At 74.2% G+C, this 2,033-nt stretch carries 2 protein-coding genes; both read left to right on the top strand.

Features of this window, described 5'->3' with window-relative positions:
- On the top strand, positions 1-871 hold an 871-nt coding region (locus L7D48_RS28410), incomplete at its 5' end, for a metallophosphoesterase (protein ID WP_237883911.1).
- A 207-nt stretch (positions 872-1,078) separates the two neighbouring features.
- Positions 1,079-1,999, top strand: coding sequence for a hypothetical protein (locus L7D48_RS28405; RefSeq protein WP_308312364.1), 921 nt, complete (start codon positions 1,079-1,081; stop codon positions 1,997-1,999).
- Positions 2,000-2,033: the final 34 nt, after the last annotated feature.

Raw genomic sequence — 2,033 nt, 5'->3', positions numbered from 1 at the left:
GACAGCCCCCACGCTGGTCGACACCCCCTCCCCCGCGTCCGCCGGCGGCGGCGAGCAGGGCCCGCTGTACGTCGTCGGCGACGTCCACGGCTATCTGGACGAGCTGCGCGCGGCCCTGCTGAACCAGGGGCTCATCGACACCGAGGACCACTGGATCGCGGGCAACGCCCGGCTGTGGTTCCTGGGCGACTTCACCGACCGCGGCCCGGACGGCATCGGCGTCATCGACCTGGTGATGCAGCTCTCCGCCGAGGCCGCCGCCGCCGGCGGCTACTGCAAGGCGCTGATGGGCAACCACGAGCTGCTGCTGATCGGCGCCAAGCGCTTCGGCGACACCCCCGTCGGCTCCGGCGCGGGCACCGCCTCCTTCCAGGCGGCCTGGCTGCTCAACGGCGGGCAGCGCTCCGACATGGAACGGCTCCAGGAGCACCACATCCAGTGGATGTCCCGGCTGGACGCCATGGCCCTGGCCGACGACCACCTGCTGGTGCACTCCGACACCACCGCCTACCTGGAGTACGGCGACAACATCGCCGACGTCAACGACGCGATCACCGAGGCCCTCACCCACCACGACGCCGACGAGACCTGGGACCTGTTCCGCAAGTTCACCAAGCGCTTCGCCTTCCGCGACGACGCCGGCGCCATGGCGGCCCGCGAACTGCTGGACACCTACGGCGGGCGGCGCGTCGTCCACGGCCACAGCCCGATCCCCTACCTGCTGGGCGAGGTCGGTTCCGAGGACGGCGAGGACGCCGCGCCCCAGGTGCACGGGCCGCACGTCTACGCCGACTCGCTCGCGATCGCCATGGACGGCGGAGTGACCATGGCCGGAAAGCTACTGGTGTCCCGGCTCCCCCTCCCGGCCTGAGCGTTGTCTCCCCCGGTGTCCGCTTGATCCTCCCCGTACCCACCCGTACACACCGCCCCGAGGGTGAACACCGCCCGGCAGTGGCGCGTGTTTTCCGGAAACACCCTGTCACTGCCGGAAGGAACCGCTCTACCATCGGGTCCCTGTCTCAAGCGAGCTCTCCTCCGTTTCCGGCCCCAGGGCCTTACGGAGCACCGGGGGATGCACATGAACACCGCTCCGCACCTGCGTCCTGAGGACCGCCCCGAGTTCGAACGCGTCCTCGACGAGGCACTGCGCGCCGTACGCGACCGCCCCGAACCGGCCGCCGGAAGACGGCTGAACACCGAGCAGCTGCGTGCCGCCGCGGTCGGCGCGACCGCGGCGATCGCCGCCTGCGCGGCGGCGGAGTACGAGCACTTCGTGGCGCTCCGTGACGAGCTGCGCCTGCCCGGTCACGCCCCCTCCTCGCAGGGGCCGGCGCGGGGGGCGGCAGCGAGTGCGCCCGGGGATTCCGGGTCCGGCACCGGTCCGGGCGGTGCCGGGCTGCTCGCCACACTCTCCGTCCTGGCGCCCGTACTGGCCGGGACCGCGGCGCTGATCTTCCTCCTGACCGGTCATCTGCTGCGGGTGCTGGACCCCGAGCCGTCCATCGCCGCGCAGCTGCGCGACGCGGGCTGGGTCTTCGCCGCCCTGACCGCCGCCTCGCTGCTGGCCGCGTGTGTCGGGCTGCTGGTCACCGCGGTGCGCCACGGCGCCGGCACGATCCGGGCGGGCGGCCCCAGCGGGCAGAGCGCACTCGCCGAGGAGGTGGCGCGGGCGCGCACGGCCTGGCGCACGGCGCTGCTGGAGCGCGGGGTGCTGCCCTTCCTCCACGAGGCGCTGGCCGCGCCGGCCTCGGGAGCCGGGCCCGCTTCGCAGACCGCGGGCACCCTGGAGACCTCCGGGGCCCCGGGGGCGGGGAAGGCCCGGCGGGAGAGCCGTCACCCCAGGCTGGGCTACACCCACCCGGGCTTCTCCAGCCCGGGTGGGGAGACGTCCCGCGACACGGGTGCCGGGGCCCGCTTCACCAGCCCGGACTTCACCAGCCCCGACTTCGGGGGCCCCGAGCACCCCCTCGACCGGTACCCGGACCGGGCACCCGACTGAGCCACGGCCGGGCGCCGGAGCCCGGGGCCGGGGC

This window comes from Streptomyces sp. ICN903, assembly GCF_022015835.1.
GTDB lineage: Bacteria > Actinomycetota > Actinomycetes > Streptomycetales > Streptomycetaceae > Streptomyces > Streptomyces fenghuangensis.
The sequence above is the reverse complement of the archived record's forward strand: the minus strand, read 5'-3'. Positions and strand labels throughout refer to the sequence as shown.